This window comes from Bradyrhizobium canariense (assembly GCF_018130465.1).
Taxonomy (GTDB): Bacteria; Pseudomonadota; Alphaproteobacteria; order Rhizobiales; family Xanthobacteraceae; genus Bradyrhizobium; species Bradyrhizobium canariense_C.
In genome coordinates this window covers 205,764-228,208 of record NZ_JAFCKJ010000003.1, presented here as the reverse complement: position 1 = coordinate 228,208, position 22,445 = coordinate 205,764, and the positions used below count along the sequence as shown (strand labels likewise).

Here is a 22,445-nt window from a genome sequence, read left to right as displayed (position 1 = left end):
GATCAGAGCTTCTCGGCGCCCGCGCGGAACATGCCGATCACGAGCTCGCTGGCGCCGTCGATTGCGCGCCGCATGGTCGAGCCGGTGCCGATCGCGTCAGCGGCATAGACCGGCGTCTCCACCGCGATGTTGCCGCTGCGCCAGACCCTCACCACCCCGACCTTCTGGCCGGCCTCGACCGGCGCGCGCACCGGACCGCTATAGACGACGCGCGCGATCAGCTTGTCGCTGCCGTTCTTGTGCACCATCACCTTCACGGGCGTCTTGGCGACCAGTTTCACCGAGCGGCTCTCGCCGCCGAACACCTTGGCGTAGCCGACGGGCTGATCGGCCGCGATCAGCGTGCGGGTCTCGAAATTGCGAAAGCCCCATTCCAGCATTTTCTTGGCTTCCGTGGCACGATCTTCGGGGTCTTCCAGCCCGTTGACGACGACCACGAGCCGCGTGCCGTTCTGCACCGCCGAGCCGACCATGCCGTAGCCGCCTTCCTTGGTGTAGCCGGTCTTCAGACCGTCGGCGCCTTCCATCGAATTGAGCAGCGGATTGCGGTTGGGCTGGCGGATCTTGTTCCAAGTGTACTCCTTCTCGCCGAACAGTTTGTAGAATTCGGGGAAGTCGAGAATGATGTGCCGGGCGAGGATGCCGAGCTCGCGCACCGTCATCTTGTTGCCGGGGTCGGGCAAGCCGTTGGAATTGCCGAAGGTCGACTTCGTCAGGCCAAGCTCGCGGGCACGCTTGGTCATGAAGTCGGCGGCGAAAATCCGCTCGTTGCCCGCCATGGCTTCGGCGAGCGCAATGCAGGCGTCGTTGCCGCTCTGGATGATTGCCCCATGCAGGAGGTCGTCGACCGAGACCTTGCTGTTGATCGCGGCAAACATGGTCGAGCCACCGGAGGGGGCGCCGCCCCTGCGCCAGGCGTTCTCACTGATCCGGTATTCGTCGGTCAGCTTGATGTCGCCCTTCTTGATGGCGTTGAAAACGACCTCCGCGGTCATCAGCTTCATCATGCTGGAGGGGGCGCGCAGCTCGTCGGCGTTCTTCTCGAACAGCACGCTGCCGCTGGAGGCTTCGATCAGGATCGCGGTCGGGGCGTCGCCGTCGAAGCCGGAATCGTCTGTTTTCTTGGCGCCCTGGACGCTCTGGTTGGCGGCGTAGAGCGCCCCGCCCCAGCCAATGCCCGCCACCAGAGCCGTCGCGATCAGCCCGCGCGCCAACGCTCCGGCGGTGAACCGGGTGCGACCAAACGAAGAAAGACGAAATGCCATGGCCAAGCCCTGAGAGCGGCGTTCTAACAGTTGGAACCGGTGCGAACAACACGGGGTAGCCGCTTGTCCCGAGATTGCACGATTCTCGTCCCGCCCCTATCGTGGCACCTCAGATTTTCTGACCAAACCCCTGAAACAAGGCGGAAAAGCGATGTCCTCCACCCGCATGATCAAGGCCAACGGGATCGACCTGTTCATCCGCGAAGCCGGTCAGGGTCCGCTGGTGGTGCTGTGCCATGGCTGGCCGGAACTCTCCTACTCCTGGCGCCACCAGATCCCGGCGCTGGCGCAGGCCGGGTTTCGCGTCGTCGCCCCCGATATGCGCGGCTATGGCCAAAGCTCAGCGCCGCCCGACGCGACGGCCTATTCGATCTTCGACACGGTCGGCGACGTCGTCGGCCTCGTGCAGGCACTCGGCGAGAACAAGGCCATGGTGGTCGGCCACGACTGGGGTGCACCGGTGGCCTGGCACGCGGCGCTGTTCCGGCCCGACATCTTCACGGCGGTCGCCGGCCTGAGCGTGCCGCCGCCGTTCCGCGGCCGCGGCAAGCCGCTCGACCTTCTGCGCCAGGGCGGCATCACCAATTTCTATTGGCAGTATTTCCAGGCGCCCGGCGTCGCCGAAGCCGAGTTCGAGCATGACGTCGCACGCACCATGCGCGTCGTGCTCGGCGGGCGCGGCCTTGCCGATCCTTCCGCGGCCATGTTCGTGCAGGAGGGCAAGGGCTTTCTCGGCCATGCGACCGCCGAGGAGCCGCTGCCGGACTGGCTCAGCGAGGCCGACCTCGCCTGTTTCACCGAAACCTTCCGCAAGTCCGGTTTTCGTGGCGGGCTGAACTGGTATCGCAACCTCGACCGCAATTGGGAGCTGACGGCGCCCTGGCAGGATGCGCAAATCCACCAGCCCTCGCTCTTCATTGCCGGTTCGAAAGACGCCGTCATCACCGGGCTGATCGGGGCCAAGCGCGTCAACGAGCTCGAGCGCGTGCTGCCCAATCTGAAGCGGAAGCTGATCATCGAGGGCGCCGGCCATTGGGTGCAGCAGGAGCGGCCCGAGGAGGTGAATGCGGCGCTGGTGAAGTTTCTGCGCGAACATGCGTAACGCTAGCGCGTAATGTGCTTCCGCATTTCGATATGCGCAGGACTGCTTTCGCCGTCCTCGACAAAGCCGAGCCGGGAATAGAGACGCCGCGCCGCCGTGTTGCTCGCCAGGACCATCAACGTGAGCAACACTGCGGACCGTTCTCGCGCAGCCGCTTCGACGGCGTCGATGACCTTGGTCCCGATCCCCTGACCGCGATCGGACGGCAGCAAGCCGATGTCGATCACATGCCAACGCTGACCCGCGCAATGCAGCAGTAGCCGTCCGATCGCCTCGTTCCCTCTGACAATGATGAGTGAAACGGCATCGGGATACTGCGTGGAATAACCGCTGCTCTGGGCGCGAAACTGCTGGTCGAGCACGCGATCGAGCATGGGGCCGGTCAAGCCCGCAGCGCCGAATGTGTCCCCGCGTACCCGGCCGAACAGATGGCGGAGGAAAGCCTGGTCGGCTGGCGATGCCGGTCGAAGCTGCAGGCTTGCGTCGTCGGGAAGGATGCGAAGCGCTGAGCCCTGCCCTGTCGCCATTTGCTCAACTGAAAGACGGAAAGATGCCGGAGTAGGCGATGCACCACACGATGGCCAGGGTCGGCTGCATGTTGTCGTGCGGAAGTCCTTGTCCGGTCATCGTGACGGTGCTGAACGTCAAGTTGAGAGTGGCCGGCGGAGCCACGAAACCGTTGAAGCCAGGATCGATCGCCGCCATGTTCGAACTCGTTCCGGGCCCAGCCACCGCATTCTGCGCCGTTCTGCTGCCCAGTTGCAGGGCGTGGGTATGTCTTGCCATCTGATCGCTGCTCAAGCTCACAGCGGCACTGCCGAGCGCCTCGCCGACGACCCGCTGTGTCAACCCGGGTCCTTGCCCCTGGCTGATCGTGACCGAGCCGTTCAAATTCGGCAGCGCGAAATTGGTCGTGCCGTTTCCGCCGTAAGATGTGCCGATCAGCGCGTACAGCGGGGTGAAGGCCTGGACGGCGAGCAGCTGCCCGAGGCACGGCAACCACATGTTGTTGAAGCCGCCGGTCGCCCAGGAAAATGGAAACGCCTGGATTTCCCCGATAAAGGGATCTGACATGATGTCTCTCCTTGAGACTGAAGGACTGGCGCTGGCGGACTAACCTGTCGAGGGGAAGATACCCGAATAGCAGATGCAGTAGTTGGCGACGACGGTCGGCATCATGTTGTCGTGCCCAAGGCTGCTGCCTGCCGTGGTCACGCAAGCCGCCATCGTCTCATACGGAGCAGCGTTCGCGATCGGCGCGTAAAGTGTGCCGGATGACGCAGTCGCCAGATGCACGGTCGGTCCTGGCGTTGCCATCGTGGCTGTCGTGGTCGAAGACAGCAGTGCATGACTATGCGTCGGCATTTCCGCCTCGGTCAGCGTATGGGCTTCTTCGCCCGCGATCTGGCCCAGTGGGAAATTCGGAAGATTGGGGCCAGCGCCCTGCCCGATCGGAACACGACCGCGAAGATCAGGCAGATTGAAGGTCTGCGTTCCGTCTCCGCCATAGGTTGTGCCAATCACGGCGTAAAGGACGTCGTATGACGAGATCGGCAAAGATGATCCGTCGCAGGCCAACCAGCCGTTGGGTACCCGCGGAAAACCGAACAGCCGAATCTCGCCAATAAACGGATCTGCCATCGCGTTGGATCCTTCTGTCTCGCACGCTGTGGACGAGCCGGGTGCGCAAATGCCTGAAATTTCGAGGCGTCGTATTTCGGTCGCGAAAAACTCTTCGGAGAGCGCTTAGTTTCGCGATGGATACGTTCCCTGCATCGCAATCAGATAGTTGATGACCAGGTATGGCTGAAGATTGTTGTGCGCCTGGCCGTTACCCTCGTTCGCCAGATTTGTACCCGCAGCCAACGGCGTCTCGGTGACATTGGCTGGCAGGAAAATATATCTGTCCGCCGGCGCAGTGGTCGTTGCGAAGATGTTGTTGGCGGGAGCGGCGCCACGTCCCTGTCCGTTCGCAGCCGTCGCCTGAACGAGGTGATTGTGCTGTGGGAGCTGAAGCCCCGTCATGTTGACCGACACCGAGCCGCCGGTCATGCCGACAGGATATTGCCCGCTCTGGCCGCTCGAACCGAGAACCGCGCGCCCGCGAAGATCGGGAAGCGCGAATGTCCTCATCCCGTCGCCGCCATAGTAGGTGCCAAGCAGCGAGAACAGCGCCGAATTGGTCTGGATCGCCAGCAGCGCGCCGTTACAAAGCGCCCAGCCTCTCGGCACGTTGACGCCAGCAAAGGGCATGATCTGCCCCAAAATAGGCTGGTACGGCATGGCCCCTCCCCAAGGACACGCGGCTCATCGCGTGGTGATGTGTCAAATATCCACCGCGGCGAGTCATGAAATTATAGGATGAATTCGTTTTAGTACGCGCGCACAGATTGTCAGACAATACATTGTCCGAGTCAAGCGCAACGCGAGCCATTATACTTTTGATCGCCGTTGGGTTGAACTCTGGAGGTTCTCCGTTTGCTCGCTTCGGAGTTACGCTCAAACCCAGGATTGTTGCACGTATGCAACGAGCCAGACGAAAACACGCGTGATGGTGGCACAACGGCAGGTTTCATCGGTCTTGTAGCTTGCCGCACGATAGGCCCCGTGGCTTAAGTGGTGGCACTGCAAAATAACAACCATTACGCAACAACACTTCATGCAGCATTTGAGACAGGGATTGGCGGCAAGGGCGCTCCGCAGAGCGTCCGTTGCGAGGAGGACTAGTGGCATATTTTGCCGCGATGGGTCTTGGCTGGCGTTCGAAGGGTATCCGCGCGGTTACGCGTAGTGCCTTGCAGCTGATATGCGTGGTTGCCGCCCTCGTATTTGGGGTGACGGCAGCGCAAGCAGCCTGCAATTTCACGAGCAGCTCGGCCTCTGGCGCAACGATCACGATGACCGGGACCGGCGCGGGGAACGCGGTCGGTCTCTGCGTGACCAGCTCGGCCGTGTTGTTTGGCCTCTACGGCTCCTCGAACGGCTCCAATCCGAACATCGACGCCTTCAACAACTATCCGATGACCGCCGGCAGTTTGAGTTTAACGAATCTGAGCTACACGTCGGCCAAGGCCACCTACACGCTGGTTCCCGTCAATAACGGGGATAACGCAAACCACACGGATGAATACGACATCCAGATCAACTCACTGTCGGGAGGCGGCTCCGACACGATCACACTCTGGTACGCGAGCGGGTGCAATCCAGGCAACACCTGTAATTTCACGCCGACGTTCACCGACACCTCGTTCACAATCACGGTCAACCTGCCCGCGCCTTCGGTGACGTCAATTTCACCCACGGCTGGGCCGACGGCAGGTGGCACCAGCGTCGTCATCACCGGCACCAATTTCACCGGAACGACCGGCGCCGCCGGCGTGAAATTCGGCGCCACCAATGCAACGAGCTACACGGTCAACTCCGGCACCCAGATCACCGCGACTGCACCGGCCGGCTCCGCCGGCACCGTCGATGTCACCGTCACCACCAACGGCGTGACGTCCGCACCTTCAGCGGCCGATCAATACACTTATGTCGCTCCGCCCACAGTGACCTCGATCTCGCCAACCGCCGGCCCAACCGGCGGCGGCACAACGGTGATCATCACCGGTACGAACCTCAGCACGACGACCGGTGCCGCCGGCGTGAAATTCGGCGCCACCAATGCCACCGGCTACACGGTCAATTCCAATACCCAGATTACGGCGACGTCGCCGGCAGGCACCGGCACGGTCGACGTCACGGTGACGACAGCAGGCGGGACGTCGGCAACCTCGGCTGCCGAACAATTCACTTACGTGCCCGCACCGACCGTCACCTCGATCTCGCCGACGTCAGGCCCGGGTGCGGGCGGCACGACCGTCATCATCACCGGCACGAATCTGTCGGCGGCCTCAGCCGTGACATTTGGCGCGACGCCGGCGACAGGATTTACAGTCAATTCTGTGACCCAGATCACCGCAACGTCGCCAACCGGCACCAGCACGGTCGACGTCAGGGTCACGACCACAGGCGGCACGTCCGCGACTTCGGCGGCGGACCAGTTCACCTATATCCCCGCCCCCACCGTCACCTCGATCTCGCCCACGGCCGGCCCCTCAGCCGGCGGGACTTCGGTGACAATCACGGGCACCAACTTCACCGGCGTCACGGCCGTGACATTCGGTGCGACGGCGGCCAGTTTCACGTTCAATTCCGCGACGTCGATCACCGCGACATCGCCGGCCGGGACCGGCGTCCAGGACGTCAAAGTGACAACCCCTGGAGGGACGTCCGCGACGTCGGCGGCGGATCAGTTCACCTATGTTGGCCCCCCGGCCGTCACCTCGATCTCGCCGACATCGGGTCCGCAGACCGGCGGCACGACGGTGGTGATCACCGGCACGAACCTATCCGGCGCGACTGCGGTCACGTTCGGCGCAACCGCGGCAACCGGGTTCAGCGTCAATTCGGCCACCCAGATCACGGCGACGTCGCCCGCAGGCACTGGCACGGTCGACGTCACCGTGACGACAGCAGGCGGGACGTCGGCAACCTCAGCCGCCGATCAGTTCACCTACGTCCCCGCGCCGACCGTCACCTCAATCTCACCAACGTCTGGTCCGGGTGCAGGCGGCACCGTCGTCACCATCACCGGCACCAATCTCACAAGCGCAACGGCCGTGACGTTCGGGGCAACCGCTGCAACGGGCTACACAGTGAATTCAGCCACGCAGATCACAGCCACCTCGCCGGCGGGGACTGGTACGATCGACGTCAGGGTGACGACATCAGGCGGCACTTCTGCAACATCCGCGGCGGACCAGTTCACCTATATCCCCTCGCCGACCGTCACCTCGATCTCGCCGACATCGGGCCCGGCGGTGGGCGGCACTGCGGTGACGATCACAGGGACCAATTTCACGGGCGTCACGGCCGTAACCTTTGGCGCGGCGGCTGCGACGGGCTTCACTGTCAATTCGGCGACCCAGATCACCGCGACCTCGCCGGCCGGGACCGGTGTCGTGGACGTCAAGGTGACGACGGCGGGCGGCACCTCCGCAACTTCGGGCGCGGACCAGTTCACCTATTTCGGCACGCCGACGGTGGCGTCGATCTCGCCAACGGGCGGTCCGCTCGCCGGCGGAACGTCGGTGACGGTCACCGGCACCAATTTCACCGGCGCGACGGCCGTGAAGTTCGGAGCGACCAGCGCTACGGGATTCACGGTCAATTCGGCGACCTCGATCACGGCAACCTCGCCCGCCGGAACCGGCACGGTTGACGTCACGGTGACGACGCCCGGCGGAACGACGGCCACCTCGGCCGCGGACCAGTTCAGCTACGCCGCGACGCCAGCAGTGACATCGATTGCACCGAATGCGGGTCCAGCGACGGGAGGCACATCGGTTGCGATCACCGGCACAGGGTTGTCGGGTGCGACCGTTGTGAAATTCGGGCTGACCAATGCCACCAGCTTCACAGTCAATTCGGCGACCTCGATCACCGCGACCTCGCCAGCCGGTGCCGGCACGGTCGACGTGACCGTGACGACACCAGGTGGAACATCTGCGACATCGGCATCGGATCAATTCAGCTACACGCCCGCACCGTCAGTCAGCTCGATCTCGCCGACCACCGGCCCCGCGGTTGGCGGCATGTCGGTAGCGATCACCGGTGCCGGCTTCACAGGCGCCACCGCGGTGAAATTCGGCGCCAACAATGCGACCAGCTTCACGGTGAACTCGACAACGTCGATCACGGCGATATCGCCGGCCGGCGCCGGCACGGTCGACGTGACCGTGACGACGGTCGGGGGCACGTCGCCCACTTCGGCCGCAGACAGATTCACCTATCTGTCCGCCACGACGACGACGACGCTCACCTCCTCGAAGAACCCGAGCAGCTACGGCGAGTCGGTGACGTTCACGGCCAACGTGCACAGCACCGGCGGGACGCCGACGGGCACGGTGACCTTCAATGACGGCGGCACGCCGATCGGTACCTCCGCGCTAGCGACCGGCGTCGCCACCTTTGCAACGACAATGCTCACCGTCGGCAATCACACGATCACGGCGACCTATAGCGGCAGCCCCTCCTTCAACGCCTCGACCTCGCCGGCCCTGAACCAGACGGTCGACATTCCCGCCGACAGCGCCAAGCTGCGCGCGCTCCAGGTCAACGTCACCAAGATCGTGGCGCAGAATTCGGGACAGGCGATCTCTGGTTCGATCGACACCGCGATCTCCGAAGGGTTCAGCGACGGCGGGCAATACATCACGCCGGGCGCGGGCGGCATGCGCGTCAACTTTGCCGCCGCACCCGACGGCGATGAGGGCGACAAGCCCAAATCCGATCAACAGTCCGCCTCGCAAGGCTCCAACGCCTATGTCGGCGGCCGCGGGCGCGGCTCCTCGCGGGTCGACGACGCGTTCGCCGCGATCGATCGGGCGGCACCAGCCAAGGCCCCGTCGATGGCACGCTTCAAGGAGCAGAAGGATTGGCTGTTCTGGGTCGACATGCGCGGCACCGGCATCGACCGCTGGGGCTCGTCCGGCAACATCGGTCAGGGAGCAACCCAGGCCACGCTCTACGGCCAGCAGCTCAACCTGCTCTCGGGCCTGACCTACCGGGCCCGGCCCAACCTGCTGGTCGGCGTGGTCGGCGGCTACGAGACTTTCAGCTACACCGAGACCGACATCAACGGAAAGCTGAAGGGCGACGGCTGGACCGTCGGCGCCTATCTCGGCTGGAAGATCATCCCGACGCTGCGCTACGACGCGGCGGTGACCTATTCCGGCATCGGCTATGACGGCACCGCCGGGACGGCCCAAGGCAATTTCAACGGCAATCGCTGGATGTTCGCGACCGGCTTCACCGGCAGCTACCGCTTGGCCAATTTCAGCATCGAGCCGTCGGCCAAGGTCTACGCGTTGTGGGAGCGGGAAAACGCCTATGTCGACTCGCTCGGCACCCAGCAGGCCGCCCGCACCTTCTCGAGCGGCCGCGCTTCTGCGGGCAACAGGGTCTCCTATCCCGTGCCGTGGCTCGATAGCGTGCTGCTGGCGCCCTACGCCGGCGTCTATGCCGACTACTACTTCACCCAGGACGACGCCGCCGCGATCGTCGCCGCAGGCGGTGTGCCGCTGGCCTCCACCCCACTGCTCCAGGGCTGGTCGGCGCGTGTCACCGGCGGCATCGGCGCAAGGCTTGCGGGTGGCACCACGGTCGGCTTCGGCGCCGAACTCGGCGGCATCGGTGGCAACACGCAGATTTGGACCTTCACGGGACGCGCGCGCATCCCGTTCTGAACCGCAGCGCAGCAATGCTGCGCGGCTTGCCGGATTTGCCTGCTCAGTAGAGGCCGCGGCCGCTCAGGATGCCGCGGGCCTCGGCAGCGCCGTCCGAGGCGTAGGCGCCGGACGCGCTCTCGGGCGCATAGCGGCCGTCCTCGTCATAGGACACGGCGCGCGCGTTCTGGAGCGCCCGGCCCCGGTTGCGGCTCGAGGCCGACATTTCCGAGGTCGCATTAAGCGAAGCCATGTCGGCGGAGGTGTTGCCGAGATTGTAGGGTCGTCCCTCCGGCGTCGGAACCTCGCCGCGAATGGCGCCGCGGCTCGACGACGGCAGCTCCGGCACGAAGGGTCTCGCCGAGGCGACCCGGACCATCGAGGGTGACGGCGCCGGGATCCCGGTACGCAAGGTGGCCATCAGCTGGCGGTCGTCGGAGCCTTCCAACGGCGCCCGGCCGACATATTCCACACGGACCTTGGCGACCCCATTGCCTTTGAATTCAAGGAGTTCGGCGGCTTTGTTCGAGACGTCGATGAGCCGGTTGCCGTGATAGGGCCCGCGGTCATTGACGCGGACGATCAGCGACTTGCCGTTCGATACGTTGGTCACCCGCGCATAGGACGGCATCGGCAGGGTCGGATGTGCCGCGGTCAGCGAGCCCATGTCGAACACTTCGCCATTGGCGGTCAGGCGGCCGTGGAAATCGTCGCCGTACCAGGACGCCATGCCCTCGGCACGGTAGTTGACGTCCTCTTCGGGCACATAGGTCCGGCCACCTACCACATAGGGCTTGCCGACGCGGTAGGTGCCGCCGCCCTTGGGGACCGGGTCGCCCAAGGCCACGACCCGGGGGCTCGAAGACACGCCGTACTTCGGATCGACACGGCTGGCGAATTTGTTGGAGGAGGCGCAATTGGCGAGCGCAAGGCAGGTCGCGGCCGCCGCAACACCGCGCGCGACCCGCAAAACCGAATCTGACCGTCGGATCCCCATTCGCCCCAAATACCATTCCGCCGGAGGCGCACCCAACCCGCTTTGGCTACGGGGGACGCGCCGTCCGGTCCTTTAATCCGAGGCGGCCCACCACCGCGTCGGAAGAGGTAACGATAACGCAACCCGATCACGGCGGAAATGGGGAGCACAGCGTTCACGCCGGGATGGTAAACGGGACGTTCGCTTCTGCCCGTTGAACTACGGGGCGCGGGCACCCTGCTCTGTGCCACTGCTGGACATTCTGTTGCGCCAAATCCTCACTCCACCCCATTGTCGAGCCGCTCACTGGAATTCTTTTGACTGTGCAAGGCCGCCCGCGTTTTCTCGCGTGCAGGGCGGAATGGAATGAGACGATGATCGAGACGGTTTCGGCACTGATGGGTTTGGTAAGCGCGGGGATCTTCCTGGCCCATGCGTTTGAAGGTTACCGCACGAGGGCCTGAGGCGCTCGCGCGGGCGGCAAGCATCACCTCTTTCAAGACGGCGCGTTCGGACGTTCTTAATCGATCCGATCGGGCATCGAAGACGAGAGCGGCAGGTGTCCCATGCGCAACCATGACCTCGTATCCGATGGCTTCCTGGCATTGACCGCAGGCGGTTTGGTCCTGCTGTGCTCGAGCCTCGTGGCATTGGCCTTCGGCTGATCACGACCATCACTTTCCTTTTTTCTAACTACAACTACACCGTGTTGCAGCGCGCGATCTGTTTTGGATTGCCCTGCTCCCGCTTAGTTGATTGAATTTCTGCGTTCGACGCCTCGACTAAATTTCAAGAGGCCATCACCAACGAAGGTGACGCAAATGCTTGCCGAGAAATTTTTCCTCGTTCTGGAATCGTTGATCCGTGGCGACCGCACCTATCCGGACGGAAGCCCCCGTGTCATCAGCACTTCCCCGCACGTCCCGGTGACGTTGCCGGGCCAGAAATAGCCGGCCCGCCCACAGCCCCGCCAGGTACGCTTACAGGTACGCTTAGCGCAACCCAAACAGCGAGCGGCGATAGAAGCTGTCGCGGGCTTCGCTCAGGCAGACGAAGCTGCCGTCAGGGCCCTGGCCGTACCGCTTCTGGCCTTTGCCGTAGTAGACGCCTTTGCTGAAATCGAGCCAGACGACCTGGTCGTGCGGGCAATGACGTTGCGCCTGCGCCTCGTAGCGAAACGGCGTCAGCGGCGTGGCCGACACCTCGGCGCCGCTGCAGCCGAGCAGGATCGCAGCAGCGATCGCGCCGGGCCATTTGCCGAAGCAGCTCCAAGTCACTCCGCAAGTCACTACCCGCCTCCCGATCCTGGCCGTCGCACGATGGCCGCTCGGCACGGTAGCACGAAACGGCATGGTCCTCGGAAGACGACAGGCGCCTCGCGTCTTCCGTCGGCCATCTTGTCGGGTTACATGCAAGCGAGATGATCTCGGTGCGAGGATACTGCCTGAATGTCGGTTGAGCCTGGACCCAAATCCGAACTCCGCACCGAACCCCGACCGCCCTTGCCGCGTCTGGGCTTGATCCCGATGGTCATCTTCGGTTCGCGCTGGCTGCAACTGCCGCTCTATTTCGGGCTGATCGTGGCGCAATGCGTCTACATCGTGCTGTTCCTCAAGGAGCTCTGGCATCTCTCCTGGCACGCGATCGACCTCACCGAGCAGCAGATCATGATGAGCGTGCTGGCGCTGATCGACGTCGTGATGATCTCCAACCTGCTCGTGATGGTGATCGTCGGCGGCTATGAGACATTCGTCTCGCGGCTCGATCTCCAGGGCCACCCCGACGAGCCGGAATGGCTCGGCCACGTCAACGCAAGCGTCCTGAAGATCAAGCTCGCCATGGCCATCATCGGCATCTCCTCGATCGCGCTGCTGCGCACCTTCATCGAGGCCGGCAATCTCGGCTCGAACCGAGCCGGCTACAGCGAGACTGGTGTGATGTGGCAGGTGCTGATCCACCTCACCTTCGTCGTCTCGGCGATCGGCATTGCCTACGTCGACAGACTGAGCGACTCCGGGGCGCGCAAGCATGCGGAGTGAGGCTCGAGGGCCGGCTTTCTTTCACTTGTCCGCTTCGAGCTGCTGCAACGCCTGGTGCAAGCATTCCTGAAGCTTGGCTGCGACCTGCTCGGGGGCGACGCCCCTGGCGGCAAGGTCGCCTGACACCTTGTCCAGGATCTCGTCCATCGTCTGGTTCTCCAGATGGTCCGTCACCAACGCCGTCGCGTAACTGGCCGCGGCATCGCCGCCGAGGCCGAGCTGGCCTGCGGCCCAGAGCCCGAGCAGCTTGTTGGACCGGGCCGTGGCTTTGAACATGAGCTCCTCGTCGTGGACGAATTTGGCCTCAAAGCCCTGCTCGCGCTTGTCGAACGTGGTCATGGTCAGCTCCATTCTCGTTTTCGCTGATCGGGATCGGACTGGCTGGAAGCGAACGTTCTCCGTGGTTCACGTCAGGATCATTTGAAGCTTCCGGCGGACGCCTAACGCCGTCAAGCCCGGTGGGCTACGCCCAGGCGGGCGTGTGCAGGGCACGCACCAGCTCTACGCCAGCCGGCCCGTCTAGGCAGGGACGTTTACCAATCATTAAGCAGACTCAGCGCCGCATGGCCCGGGGACATCGAGATCTGACGCATGAACAAAGAGCTGCGGGAGTTTCGACGGCTTGAACGGGTCTGCCTGGAGCAGGCAGCCCTCTCCACCATGGACCTCGCGCGAAGCGGGTTGCTCAAGGTCGCTGACGATTGTCGCGTCGCAGCCGAAGCGATCGAGGCGCAATCGCCTCGGAGACCTTTCGCAAGCGCCGTTCAGGCGCTGAAGCAGGCGTTGAGCGTGACGCGCGTCCCTAACCGGCACTAAACGCCGAAGTCGGTCGAGAAATTTTCGGCACGGTGGGAGTGCCGGTCAGCCCTTCGACTCCGCCTCCTCACGTGCGAGACGTTCGGCTCTGAGCCGCTCCCGGTTGGCGTAAAACGCCTTCTGTGCCGCTTCGTGATCGCGCATGGCTTTCTCGGCTTCGATACGGCGTGTCGCATCGCGCGCCTGGCGCTGTTCGGGGGTCAGGGGCTTGCGCCGGTAGGAAACATCTTCCGTCATGGCGAGATAACGCGAAGGCGGCCAAATTGTTCCAGAATTCGAACCGGACGGACGGCCAAACCGACTAAACTCACAAAATATCAAATAGTTAGACGAATACTCGACGGCTGACCTGACCTATTGCTTCGCCCCGACAGCTTTACCCCGACGAGAGGGCATTGCGGCGCCGGCGGAATCGCGCTGCGAACGGGCGGGTCTGGATAGTACAACGGGCGGGTCTGGATAGTACTGGGTGTTTTGCTGAACCGCACGCGCCAGCTCCGTGCCGCCGAGCAGCGTGATCAGCATCAGCGCCTCGTCCAGCCCGGCCGAGATTCCGCCGCCGGTCAGGCGATTGCGATCGAGCACGAAACGCGGGTGTCCGTCGGCAACCTTCACCTTCGGGAAGAGCGTCGGGAAGCATTCCAGAAACGCCCAGTGCGTCGTCGCAAAGTAGCCGTCGAGCAGGCCAGACGCCGCGAACAGCATCGCTCCCTCGCAGACCGAGCACATGTACTTCGCACCGGCGGCCTGCTTGGTCAGAAAATGGATGTAGGTCCGGTGCGGATCGTTGATGATCTCAGTGAGCGCGGGCGGATCGCCGCCGGGCACCCAGATGGCATCGTACTGGGTACATTCCGCGAAGGACTTTGTGACCTCAAACCGAAATCCCCCGCGAAACCGTTTCAATCCCGGCTCCGCGGCGACGATCTCGACCTCGAACTTGGCCCAGGCGAACATCTCGAAAGGGCCGGCGACGTCGAGCATGTCGACGCCATCGTAGACGGGGATGCCGATCTTCATCGCGCGCGATCCTCTCAGCTGACTTCGGCCTTCAATGCTTGTGGCTTGCCGGCGCTGCTGCCGGTGTCATCATGGGCTGCTTGGCGTGGCGCATGCCCGCCATCCCGAGGCCCCCGCCTGGCGCGTTGAGGTCGGGAACGATCGCGATGTTGGCCATCATGCCCGCATCCTCATGGTCCAGGATGTGGCAATGCAGGACGTACTCGCCGATGTAGCGGTCATACCGCGTCCTGACGCGGATCTGATAGTTGTTCTCGACGATGATCGTGTCGCGGAAGGTGTGCCACATGCCGCAATACTGGTTGGCCAGTTGCTGCTTGTCGGCATACACGATGTCGGGCTTGCAGGTGCCGTCGGCATTGTAGATCGATATCTGCTGGCCGTTGGCGTTCGTCGTAACGACGTCGACGACCTCAAACGGATTGACGTGGATATGGAAGATGTGCGGCTCGCCTTGCGCGGAAAGCAGCCAGTCGTCCGTCGTGTTGACCTCGCGCGTGAAGTTCACCACGTCGGGATCGTACGAGTTGTTATTGACGGTGAAGGCCGGGAAATTGATCGCGAATGCGGCCTGCTGCTCCTGGCTGCCGGCAGCCGGCGGCGCGAGGTTCTCGAACGGCGCCCACGGCCGCAGGTCGCCGTCACGCAGTCCGGCGCGGACGGGGTCCGGCAGCGTCGGATTGGCATCGTACAGCGCCTTGCCGACATAGGCCTGCAGATCGCCGCTCACGGGCTGGCCGCCGCGCACATGGACGTAAGCCAGCAATTGCGGCGTCGAGGGCCCCTGCCCGCCGCCGCCGTTGGAGACACGCTCGGCCCGCGGGGCGGCCTGGTTGAGCAGGCAGTAGTCGCCGTCCGAGGGGAATACCACGAGGACGTCGCTGCGATAGCCGGGCTGCATGTAGTTCGATTCAAGGACACCGCCGACCTGGGAGGCGTGCACGGTCCGCAGCCTGGTCCGGGTCAGACCATCGGATGCGATCTCGAACTGCGGGATCAGCGTCGAGGGCGAGGCATTGCAGGCGGCGAGAAGGTCGGCCTTCTGCTGCTGGCGGTTGCCGCTCAGCGCCGAAGCCGCGATCAGATTGGTTGCGCCCGCCGGCGTCGCGCGCACGATCTGAACGTTGACCGTGTCGTGAATGCCGGCATGCACGAAGCGCCAGCGCTGGATTTCACCTGCCGGCAAGGTAAGCGTCGGTTGCACGACGCCATTGACGCTTGTGAAGCGGCCGTTGGTGTCCCAGATCGACGCGTCGTCCGTTGCCCGTCCCTTGCCCGTCACTTGCCCCAAAAGGCTCGCGGACTTCGATGGCCTAGCGGAACGCGAAGGGACCAGACATCGAATTCGGCCGGCCAGCTCTTTCCGCTCGGAAAACGGCCTCCACTCTGGAGGCCGTCAAGATCCGACTACTGCCTGTCGATAACGACGGCTTGGCGATCATGGTCAACGTCTCTGTCGTGATCACCCCCTGTTGATGATGACGGCAACTGGCAGCCATCTTCGTTCCGACAGTAACGCCTCGCACAGCGGCCCTCCCGGTATCGGGAACAATACTTTCAAGACGCGGTTGAATGCTTGCTACGCGGCGACTCATGCCGTCGCCGTCAACGGAGAATTCCCATGGAAACAATCCTGATTATCGTTTTGGTCGTGCTCTTGTTCGGTGGTGGCGGATACTGGGGTCGCAGTCGAGGCCACTGGTGACGTCCAACCGTCGAAAACGCCGTTCGAGCTGGATAACCTCGTTCGCTCGCCCTTGATTTGGACAATCAGAGGAATGACCTGCCGAGCAGCCAACTTAGGCAGGCCGAGCGAGCGATCAATACAATCCGAGATCAAGCCTAGCTACCGCCTTGCCGCTTGCGGCGTCGAACTGAACGTCACTGCACTCGCGCTTGCGAGCGTCTACGTGGTGCTCATCGACGGCTTGGAATAAACCGGCACCCTGAAGATTTCCTCCCTTGAATTATTTAGAACAGCAATGTGCCGCTCCGGATCAATCGCCGGCTGGTCGAGAGACACTCCGATAGCGATCACACCTGCCTTCGCAATGGCGTCGTCATCGTCCCTGAAGTCCAGTCCCGATGGGTCGACCAGCCTGTGGCCGTCTTTGATATCAAAATAGTAATGTGGCATCGGCCGCCTCCAACTGCTTCAATGTTGGACACGCATAAGCGTTCCTCTGCGAATGAGTGCGTCTTGGTTGGTGACTCTTAGATCTTCGAGAGTGAGCACTAGTGAGCAGCGAGTCGTGATAGACCTTTCATCATGTCGACCAGCACGTGCATCTCAACAGGGCGGCGGAGGATGTAAAGGCGCAAAGGAGCGAGGCTGCGTAACTCAGGTCGTGGGCTAGGAACTTAGTTGTAGACCGGCACGTTGCCTGTTGGAGCGCGGCGCTTTCATGCTGAAAGCGCGCATGTCTCACTCGGAGTACACCATGAACATTTTCTACATCATCGGCGTCATCGTAGTCATCGTCTTTGTCGCAGGCTTTTTTGGATTGCACGCCTGAGATATTCGGCCGAGCCTGCAAGATCGCGAACTCATGTCCAAAAGCATAGGCTGCCGAAAGTCAGCATTGTCAGCAATAGATCGGATGTGCAGTTTCGCAGCACCGCATTCTGAAACCGAGGCAGGAGCGAGGTCAGCGCTGCCGAACGGCTCGGCAAGTCCTCAGCCACGACACGCTCGAAATTCTGATCCTGGCTCTTGATGCGGTACCGAGGACGCCGTCCCCCCTGCGAGAGGCAGGAGTGCCAGGGCAGGAGTGCGAGGATCGTGTAGCCATACGACAACTTCAACCTTGCGGTCCCTGCAACTGAGTGGCGACGCCGAAGTGTCGTGCACGGCGCATTGCCAGCTTGTCGATGATTGATGAATCGGTTGGGAACGACGCTGCAGCGTCTTTTCAGCGTGCGGGTTACCAAGGTTGCCAGATTTCTCCGCCCGACCTCGCCATAGCTTGATGGCCGTAGTCCACGCTGCCCGTCCGAAGCTTTTGCACAACCTCGTCGGTTGTCACAGATCCAACAGACCAATGAGACGATTGTTCCCGGCATCCTCATCGGCGACAAATCCGGCATTGATTTGCCAAACAGAGCAATGTTGGGCAGTCACGCCGATGCGCTCAGCTCCCTTTGCGCGTGGACCCTGCCCGCCCCTCGCCAAGGCCGGGATTGATGGCCAGCGACGCGCCGGCGGCGCCGCCGGCTTCATAGGCCGTCATCGACACCATCCGGCTGGTGCCGCGCTGGGTCCGGATCTTGAGGTCGAGCTTGTCGAATTCCGCATCGACCACCGAGGTCTTGAGGACCACCAGCCCGCGGCCGGTGCTTTCGTTGACCTGATCGCGACTGGCCTTGATCGCCAGCAGCCTGTCCGCGATTGACGCGACCATCCCGAGCGCGAAGGAGGCATTGGCCAGATGCCGCTCCTGGTGCCGGAACAGGGCGTAGTCGAGCGAGGTCTTGAAGCGGCCAAGTTCAGCGCGCACGGCGCCGTCGATCAATTCGGCCAGATAATGCGCGACCTCGACATCCGCGCCGAGGCCGAAGAACACATAGTGGTTCTCGCCGGCCGCGTTCCTCTCGCGCCAGACCCGACAATCGCAGAAATGAGCAATCGCGCCGATGCAGTCGTCCAGAGGAATTCGCTTCTTGCGATGGGTCTCAAAGACCCTCCGTTCGCACGGCGATGCGCGCAGTTCGACGTCGGACAGCGACAAATCGTGGCGATCCAGCAGCTCGGCGACCTTGGCGGCGGCAGACAGCGCCTCGTCCTCGGTGCAGCCATTGGCGATGGTCTTGGCACGCAACGCCTGAATGCGGAGCTTCAGCTTGTCGAGCACGGCCGGATTGGACGTCTGGTTCACTGATCACCTGCCCGGAAAAGCCTGACGGGCAGACCCGGTCGGATAGACTGGCGGAACGGGTGTCCTGTCAACCCTACTGATTTTGATCGCAGTGTTCGCCTGCGTCGCGAGCAATCCACGGTCTTAGCCATGGTCAGTTTGGCGGCCTCACGACCGTAGTTTGCGGCCATCTCCCGCAGCGCGCCGGCCTCGCCAGGCACTCTGCTTTCCTCCGCCAGATCCAAGCAGATGCGTTCCATGCGCGCGAGATCGTCGATGTCGTGCTGATGTTACCCCATGCGGCCGATCTGACTCCCGCCGCGTGGTCGCCGTCAAGTCTACGGAGTCCGCCCATGGCCCCGGGCCGCACAGGCAGTCGGCTGTCAGCGATCGATTTTCCGGAGGGTGGGCGGGGGTTTCTAAGGCGCTAGGGATGGTTTTTGGTTTGTATTTCCCTGCCACGGCTTAGAGTGCTCGTGCTCAGCAATCCACTTGACTGCGTCACCTTCGGTAATAAAGCCCTTGATTGCTTCCGTTTCGCCATCGGGCCACAGAATATCGACGCCCCAGCCAAGTCCGGGATTTTTCCGAGCCATGAAAGTTGGTCGCTGCTCGAGCATCCGCCGAATATGCGCCTATGGCGCTCAGGTTCAAGCCAGCCTTCCTGCCGCAATAAACTATCCCATACTGACCCCGCGTCCGCCTGCCAGGTCGGGCCGGTTCAAATCATGTGCACTGTCTAACCCACGACGTGCAGTAGATCGCGCGCGAGCCGGGTTCCAATACGCTTTTGCTACATGAAATAGATGCTCAAAATCGCCACCGCGATGAGCGCTACGCCACCGATAACGGCAACGCCAAAACAGATGCGTGCTAACACTGAGTAAGCGTCGAAATGAGGTTGTTCGATCACGGCACCGCCCTTGCTGGGCAAGCGGGAAGGCAGCCGATTTACCAAGCGCCGACCACACGCAACGACCCCGCCTCGCTGATAGCGTGGTAGGGCCGCCTGCCTTTCCGTGCTGAAGCTTGGAAGGGCAAAGTCAGCACGGTCGGCGACTTCAATTTATGCCGGTGAAGTGGCGGAATGAACTGCCCAAAAGGGGCACTCCGTCCGAGCCGGAGGGTCTGCGCAAACCACACGGACCCGCCTTTTGGGAGTGCAACTTGCGGCGGTGCCGACATGCCTTGATCACTGACGACGTGCCGGAGATGCCAGAGGAAAGTTTGTTCCTGACGTGACGCGGAAAGAATGACCGATCGGGGCTGGGGGCGGCCTTTCGAGGAGCCAATCGAGGTCGACGGTCGCTGCCTGCCTAGCCACGCTGCGCGAGGCCGGCGAGTACATCGCTGGGCTGCCGAAGAGAGAGCATGACGCGCCCGAGTGGCGCGCAGCGATGGAAGCCTTGCTCCTGGTGGCCGAGCGAGGCGGCCCGACGATGTTCGCCCGTATCGGGGGCATGCGGGCGCTGAACCGACATTACGCCCCGGAGCTCAATCCCAAGGGCAAGGAACCGCATTGGGGACGACGCTAACTGAAGCGGGATCAATGATCGTCTTTCTCTGGGAAGACGCCACACGATTTTCATCTTGTCGGAATCAAATTGAGCCGTAGTTTCAATTATAGGGACGTCATTCATGACTAAGGAAAATTGCCTGATCGTCCACGTTGCTGGAAAAAAGTTGGATCTGCTACGAGGAGAAGCCTCGCGCATTGCAAAGGACTGTAAAATTGATTGGTGGATCGATCGCGCGGATGTCGGCACGCGCTTCTGCTTTGAAGATGCGAAGGCGAAAGAAACCTTCGCTCTCACCTGCGACGACTTCGGCGTTCCGTGCCGCGACGGCTAGGAACTAAGCCCAATGGGAAAAGCCGCAGCGTGGTTCCAGCCCGCCTGCGGCCCATCCCGGAACAACTTAAAAATTGGTGCTCAAATCTCGCCGGTGTTCCTTCGGTAGGACACCCCGTTCCGGAAATGGCGTCCGGACAACTACCGGAGTTCGACGTCTCACGGATTGCAGCTTAAGAGCGCCGGGAGTGCTGGGCCCGACAGCGTGACGGCGGGTGATGTTCTTAGCGGCGGCGTTCGAGCGCTCAATCCGAGCAGGTGAAAGACAGTCGCAGCCGTTGCTGACGATCAATCCTGTCCAATCTCCCCCAGCCCTGCTTCGATCAGCTTGACGTCCTCCTGCAGAGCCAGAACCGCTCGCCTTGGATCGACCCCCATCCTGCTTTGAACATCAGCTAGTAGCTGGCGCCGGTGTATGCGCATGTCTTCCAATGCAGGTCTATTCTTCAACCGAACGTAGGCGGAAACAATCTGTGCAATAGACGAGGGCATGGAAACTTCCTTCGAATAAGAGTTCCAAGTCCCGGAGGAACTAGCAAAATCCCGGATGCGAACTAGCCTGCACGGTCTATGCCAAGGATCGAGGACACTTTCGCAGGGACGCGCCGCGGGCGGTTGTGCCGCTAGTCCCTAAAAGATACGCCGCCGGGCTCGAAATACAGTGTTCCGGCGACGCCCTGTTCCAAACTGGGTCCAGCAACCCAGCCACCTAGATATGAGCAACGCCCGTGCCACAGGAAACTTCCTTGGCCGCCATCAGCCGCTGCCGTCGCGCTTCCTGAGAATTCGTGTCGACGGCCTCCGGATAACGCCTTGGTGAACGAAGCCGTTTGCCGCCTCACGCGAAGCATTCCCGAAATAGTTCGGGTCCAGCCTCCTCTCACTAACGAGGGGATTTCAAGGTGATGACGCTCAAAGCAATTGCGCTTGTTCTTGGTGCCGGGTTTATCTTTGCGGTGTATTCGGGTGATCTGGGCGCCGACGTGGTTCTCGCCATCATCGCTTGCCTTTCATAACGAGAAGGCCCGCCAGCGTGAACCGGCGGGTCTCGTCGTCACCGCCGCAGCCATCGGCGCTTCATTTGCCTCCAGACGGACCAGAAACAGCGCGCTCGCGAAACGGCTGGCAGCGCGATCGACAAGATAGCCGAAGCCTCGGTCAATCCGGACGACCAAGCCAGCCGCAAGCGGCGCCTCGTCAAAGGCCCGAGGAATTCCAGAACATCCGCCGCGACCGGCCAAACCGGAAATGATCAATGGCCACTGCCTAGTGTCGAGCCCCCCCCTTTCGGGGTGCCCCAGCGCGGCAATATTGAGCCACCCCGAGCCCGCGCTGCGTGTACTACTCTGCAGGAAATAAACCATGGGGAATGCGCGCCATGATCCAAAAGCTTGTTATTACCGACGTTGTAGCTGCCGCAGAACTCGAGCCGTCGTTGGTAGAGGTGGATGTGATCCTTATGGATGACTCACGGGCAACGCTGCGAATGAATGTATTTGTTGCTCAAAAACTACTTGGGCTGCTTCATGACGCGACGGCTGCTTAGGCCAGATCGCGATCGGGGGCTCGGATCTAGGATCGCTTCGCCGATCGTGCGGAACGGTGGAGCGTAGGCCGCAGGTGCCGGCAATCTCGGTGCCTGCGGCCTTTCGGGCGCCTCCGCGCGCAGGAACGTTTGACCTCGCCCGGCGTCTTAGAGGCGACGTGCTTGTGAGGCGACCAATGGAAAAAGCGGTTGCCTATGCGATCTCATTTGGAATTATTGGCTTCGGCGCCTGCATCCTTGTTGCCGGCCTCTACTCCAGCGCACCCACTTTTTGGGTTTGCGTCGCCTTCGTCCCCCTTGCAGTCGGCGTCTGGAGCGCTTGCAGCGACATGTAAACGAGGTTGGTCCCGATCATGGACCTGACGGCGACCGAACGCGACTTCCTGAACCGCCTGGCTTCGGAATCCTGGACCAGCCCGCCGTTGTTTGACCATGAGCTCGTCGCCCGCTTGGTCGAGCTTGGGCTCGTCCGATTGCACCGGCATTCGTGAAGCTCCTTGCCGCTGCGTCGACAACAGCTGCCATCGTGTTGCGCTTCCTAATCTCCACGCCTTGCCACACCAACGAAGCAGTCGAAGAGTGTTGGAAATGAACTTGGCCGCGGGAACGCGCTTGAATAACGAACCGCGAGCTCCCGTGATCAGTCGATCTCGCAGTGCGATCCGTATTGTCGCCTGCAACGCGATCGAGGGCTGGTCTCGCGATCGAC

23 protein-coding genes are annotated in these 22,445 nt (G+C 62.5%); 10 read left to right on the top strand and 13 right to left on the bottom strand.

Annotation, left to right across the window (positions count from 1 at the left end):
• Positions 1 to 2: 2 nt before the first annotated feature.
• A complete protein-coding gene (locus tag JQ591_RS09840; protein WP_211395810.1) occupies positions 3 to 1,265 on the bottom strand; it encodes a D-alanyl-D-alanine carboxypeptidase family protein in 1,263 nt (420 codons plus the stop codon).
• A 151-nt stretch (positions 1,266 to 1,416) separates the two neighbouring features.
• Between JQ591_RS09840 and JQ591_RS09835 the strand changes: the two genes are divergently transcribed.
• Positions 1,417 to 2,367 (top strand): alpha/beta fold hydrolase, encoded by a 951-nt coding sequence (locus tag JQ591_RS09835; RefSeq protein WP_211395809.1) that lies wholly within the window; start codon positions 1,417 to 1,419, stop codon positions 2,365 to 2,367.
• Positions 2,368 to 2,369: 2 nt separating this feature from the next.
• On the opposite strand, the gene JQ591_RS09830 is transcribed toward JQ591_RS09835, so the two are convergent.
• The 4 genes from JQ591_RS09830 to JQ591_RS09815 all read right to left on the bottom strand — a co-directional run bounded on the left by JQ591_RS09830 (position 2,370) and on the right by JQ591_RS09815 (position 4,650).
• Positions 2,370 to 2,894, bottom strand: a complete 525-nt coding sequence (locus JQ591_RS09830; protein ID WP_211395808.1) for a GNAT family N-acetyltransferase — start codon at positions 2,892 to 2,894, stop codon at positions 2,370 to 2,372.
• A gap of 4 nt (positions 2,895 to 2,898) precedes the next feature.
• Entirely contained in the window at positions 2,899 to 3,441 is a 543-nt protein-coding gene (locus JQ591_RS09825) for a phage tail protein (RefSeq protein ID WP_211395807.1), read from the bottom strand.
• Positions 3,442 to 3,480: 39 nt separating this feature from the next.
• Positions 3,481 to 4,008: a phage tail protein gene (locus tag JQ591_RS09820; RefSeq protein ID WP_211395806.1), complete on the bottom strand. Its 528-nt coding sequence runs from the start codon at positions 4,006 to 4,008 to the stop codon at positions 3,481 to 3,483.
• A gap of 105 nt (positions 4,009 to 4,113) precedes the next feature.
• On the bottom strand, positions 4,114 to 4,650 hold the full coding sequence (locus tag JQ591_RS09815) for a phage tail protein (protein WP_211395805.1): 537 nt from the start codon (positions 4,648 to 4,650) through the stop codon (positions 4,114 to 4,116).
• A 614-nt stretch (positions 4,651 to 5,264) separates the two neighbouring features.
• On the opposite strand from JQ591_RS09815, the gene JQ591_RS09810 reads away from it, so the two are divergent.
• Positions 5,265 to 9,656 carry a beta strand repeat-containing protein gene (locus JQ591_RS09810; protein WP_249136734.1) on the top strand — a complete coding sequence of 1,464 codons (4,392 nt, stop codon included), beginning with the start codon at positions 5,265 to 5,267 and terminating at the stop codon, positions 9,654 to 9,656.
• Between the two features lie 43 nt (positions 9,657 to 9,699).
• Here JQ591_RS09810 and JQ591_RS09805 read toward each other — a convergent pair whose 3' ends face one another.
• Positions 9,700 to 10,632 carry a septal ring lytic transglycosylase RlpA family protein gene (locus JQ591_RS09805; RefSeq protein ID WP_211395804.1) on the bottom strand — a complete coding sequence of 311 codons (933 nt, stop codon included), beginning with the start codon at positions 10,630 to 10,632 and terminating at the stop codon, positions 9,700 to 9,702.
• A gap of 971 nt (positions 10,633 to 11,603) precedes the next feature.
• Complete coding sequence (locus JQ591_RS09800) at positions 11,604 to 11,900, bottom strand: hypothetical protein (RefSeq protein WP_349630375.1); 297 nt, start codon at positions 11,898 to 11,900, stop codon at positions 11,604 to 11,606.
• 159 nt (positions 11,901 to 12,059) lie between these two features.
• On the opposite strand from JQ591_RS09800, the gene JQ591_RS09795 reads away from it, so the two are divergent.
• On the top strand, positions 12,060 to 12,650 hold the full coding sequence (locus JQ591_RS09795) for a TIGR00645 family protein (protein ID WP_211395803.1): 591 nt from the start codon (positions 12,060 to 12,062) through the stop codon (positions 12,648 to 12,650).
• A 21-nt stretch (positions 12,651 to 12,671) separates the two neighbouring features.
• On the opposite strand, the gene JQ591_RS09790 is transcribed toward JQ591_RS09795, so the two are convergent.
• On the bottom strand, positions 12,672 to 12,989 hold the full coding sequence (locus JQ591_RS09790) for a DUF1476 domain-containing protein (RefSeq protein ID WP_211395802.1): 318 nt from the start codon (positions 12,987 to 12,989) through the stop codon (positions 12,672 to 12,674).
• 252 nt (positions 12,990 to 13,241) lie between these two features.
• Between JQ591_RS09790 and JQ591_RS09785 the strand changes: the two genes are divergently transcribed.
• On the top strand, positions 13,242 to 13,466 hold the full coding sequence (locus tag JQ591_RS09785; RefSeq protein WP_211395801.1) for a hypothetical protein: 225 nt from the start codon (positions 13,242 to 13,244) through the stop codon (positions 13,464 to 13,466).
• A gap of 45 nt (positions 13,467 to 13,511) precedes the next feature.
• On the opposite strand, the gene JQ591_RS09780 is transcribed toward JQ591_RS09785, so the two are convergent.
• The 3 genes from JQ591_RS09780 to JQ591_RS09770 all read right to left on the bottom strand — a co-directional run bounded on the left by JQ591_RS09780 (position 13,512) and on the right by JQ591_RS09770 (position 15,768).
• Entirely contained in the window at positions 13,512 to 13,703 is a 192-nt protein-coding gene (locus JQ591_RS09780; protein WP_211395800.1) for a hypothetical protein, read from the bottom strand.
• A gap of 117 nt (positions 13,704 to 13,820) precedes the next feature.
• Positions 13,821 to 14,486, bottom strand: a complete 666-nt coding sequence (locus tag JQ591_RS09775; RefSeq protein WP_211395799.1) for a DJ-1/PfpI family protein — start codon at positions 14,484 to 14,486, stop codon at positions 13,821 to 13,823.
• A 31-nt stretch (positions 14,487 to 14,517) separates the two neighbouring features.
• Complete coding sequence (locus JQ591_RS09770) at positions 14,518 to 15,768, bottom strand: multicopper oxidase domain-containing protein (protein WP_349630374.1); 1,251 nt, start codon at positions 15,766 to 15,768, stop codon at positions 14,518 to 14,520.
• 339 nt (positions 15,769 to 16,107) lie between these two features.
• Between JQ591_RS09770 and JQ591_RS35730 the strand changes: the two genes are divergently transcribed.
• Positions 16,108 to 16,191, top strand: a complete 84-nt coding sequence (locus JQ591_RS35730) for a DUF3309 family protein (protein ID WP_433995201.1) — start codon at positions 16,108 to 16,110, stop codon at positions 16,189 to 16,191.
• Positions 16,192 to 16,392: 201 nt separating this feature from the next.
• On the opposite strand, the gene JQ591_RS09765 is transcribed toward JQ591_RS35730, so the two are convergent.
• Together JQ591_RS09765 and JQ591_RS09760 are read right to left on the bottom strand one after the other, a co-directional pair.
• Entirely contained in the window at positions 16,393 to 16,623 is a 231-nt protein-coding gene (locus JQ591_RS09765) for a DUF6894 family protein (protein WP_211395798.1), read from the bottom strand.
• A gap of 994 nt (positions 16,624 to 17,617) precedes the next feature.
• Positions 17,618 to 18,361, bottom strand: a complete 744-nt coding sequence (locus JQ591_RS09760; RefSeq protein ID WP_211395797.1) for a DUF7168 domain-containing protein — start codon at positions 18,359 to 18,361, stop codon at positions 17,618 to 17,620.
• A 1,376-nt stretch (positions 18,362 to 19,737) separates the two neighbouring features.
• Between JQ591_RS09760 and JQ591_RS35725 the strand changes: the two genes are divergently transcribed.
• The 5 genes from JQ591_RS35725 to JQ591_RS09735 all read left to right on the top strand — a co-directional run bounded on the left by JQ591_RS35725 (position 19,738) and on the right by JQ591_RS09735 (position 22,227).
• Complete coding sequence (locus tag JQ591_RS35725) at positions 19,738 to 19,875, top strand: hypothetical protein (RefSeq protein ID WP_433995199.1); 138 nt, start codon at positions 19,738 to 19,740, stop codon at positions 19,873 to 19,875.
• Positions 19,876 to 19,978: 103 nt separating this feature from the next.
• On the top strand, positions 19,979 to 20,191 hold the full coding sequence (locus JQ591_RS09750; protein ID WP_211395796.1) for a hypothetical protein: 213 nt from the start codon (positions 19,979 to 19,981) through the stop codon (positions 20,189 to 20,191).
• 1,377 nt (positions 20,192 to 21,568) lie between these two features.
• Positions 21,569 to 21,736 (top strand): hypothetical protein, encoded by a 168-nt coding sequence (locus JQ591_RS09745; RefSeq protein WP_211395795.1) that lies wholly within the window; start codon positions 21,569 to 21,571, stop codon positions 21,734 to 21,736.
• A gap of 176 nt (positions 21,737 to 21,912) precedes the next feature.
• Positions 21,913 to 22,071: a hypothetical protein gene (locus tag JQ591_RS09740; protein ID WP_211395794.1), complete on the top strand. Its 159-nt coding sequence runs from the start codon at positions 21,913 to 21,915 to the stop codon at positions 22,069 to 22,071.
• Positions 22,072 to 22,089: 18 nt separating this feature from the next.
• The gene (locus JQ591_RS09735) at positions 22,090 to 22,227 is read left to right on the top strand and encodes a hypothetical protein (protein ID WP_211395793.1); all 138 of its coding nucleotides are present in this window, start codon (positions 22,090 to 22,092) and stop codon (positions 22,225 to 22,227) included.
• Positions 22,228 to 22,445 lie beyond the last annotated feature (218 nt).